At 66.4% G+C, this 1,628-nt stretch carries 1 protein-coding gene; it reads left to right on the forward strand.

All coding sequences use genetic code 11. The features are described from left to right. The coding region (locus tag VTU_RS29420) for a SwmB domain-containing protein (RefSeq protein WP_010108804.1) at positions 1-1,628 on the forward strand (1,628 nt) is incomplete at both ends.

The following is a 1,628-nucleotide window of genomic DNA, read 5'->3' on the forward strand; positions in this document are numbered from 1 at the left end:
CTCACGGACAACGCAGGCTATGCGGTCAGCAGCACCACGGGCACGGCCATTACCGTGAATAGCGCCGCGGTCAACGGGGCGGCCAAGACCGTGACGCTCACGCTGAGCCGCTCCGTGGCCAACGGCGAGACGGTGAACGTCAGCTACACCAAACCCACATCCGGCGCCGTGGTGCAGGACGCCGCCGGCAACGACGCGGCGGACTTCAGCAACCGGGCCGTGACGAACAACACGCCGGACAACACGGCTCCGCAGCTGATCACTACCAGCAACGTTGCCACCGGCAACGAGCACCAGCTCCCCACCGTCAGCGGCGGCGGCAGCAACCTGGTGCTCACATTCAGCGACACGAGCAATTTGAACGGGGACGCAGACCGCAAGCCGGCCGCCGGGGACTTCACGGTGTCCGTGGATGGTGCCGCCAGGACTGTCAACAGTGTGACCGTGAATGCAACAGGCAAGATCATCTTGCTGGCGCTGGCTACCCCCGTGGCCGCTGGCCAGCACGTGACCGTCGCCTACCAGGACAGCACGCCCGACGACGGCAAGGGCATACAGGACACAGCGAACAACCGCCTGGCCAGCTTCCAGACCACGGAGGCGGTCAATAACGTATTGGACATGGATGCCCCGCAACTGATCACCACCGGTGCCGCGCGCCCCACGGCCAGCGGCAACCAACTGGTGCTCCGCTTTAGCGACGTGAACAACCTGAGCGCGGACCTGGCCCGCAAGCCGGCCGCCGGGGACTTTTCGGTGCTCGTCGCTGGCGTCGCGAATGCCGTCACCGCAGTCGCCGTGAACGGGGCGGACAAGACCATCACGCTCACGCTGAGCACCGCCGTGACACCTGGCCAGACAACGACCGTCGCCTACACCGACAGCACACCCAACGACACCAGCGCCATACAGGACGCAAAAGGCAACAGCCTGACCCGCTTTGCAGCCACGCAGGTGAATACACCCGACACCACGCCCCCGGAGTTCAGCAGCGCCGCGGTCAATGGCAACCAGCTGGTGATCAGCTACACCGAAGCCAACACCCTGGACGCGGCCGCACTCACGGGCAACGCCGGCTTTACCGTCAGCAGCACCACGGGCACGGCCATTACCGTGAACAGCGCCGTGGTGAACGGGGCGGCCAAGACCGTCACGCTCACGCTGAGCCGCGCCGTGACCCAGGCGGAGACGGTGAAAGTCAGCTACACCAAACCCGAATCCGGCGCCGTGGTGCAGGACGCTGCGGGCAACGACGCGGCGGACTTCAGCAGCCGGGCGGTGAGCAACAACACGCCGGCGACACCAGCAGACCCCACGGCCCCGCAGCTGATAACCACCGGCACCGCAGGCCCCAGGGTCCTTGGCAGCGACCTGGTGCTCGAATTCAGCGCCGCGAGCAACCTGGACGCCGCCGAGGCCCACAAGCCGCTCCGCGGGGACTTCACGGTGCTTGTGGATGGCGCAGCCAATACCGTCGCCTCGGTCACCGTGGGTGCAAACGGCAAGCTCGTCTACCTGACGCTGAGCACCCCCGTGCGACATGGTCAGAGCGTGAGCATCGCCTACAACGACAGCACGCCCACCGATGCCAGCGCCATACAGGACACTGCCGGCAATCGCCTGACCAG

Source organism: Verminephrobacter aporrectodeae subsp. tuberculatae At4, assembly GCF_000193225.1.
GTDB lineage: Bacteria > Pseudomonadota > Gammaproteobacteria > Burkholderiales > Burkholderiaceae_C > Acidovorax > Acidovorax aporrectodeae.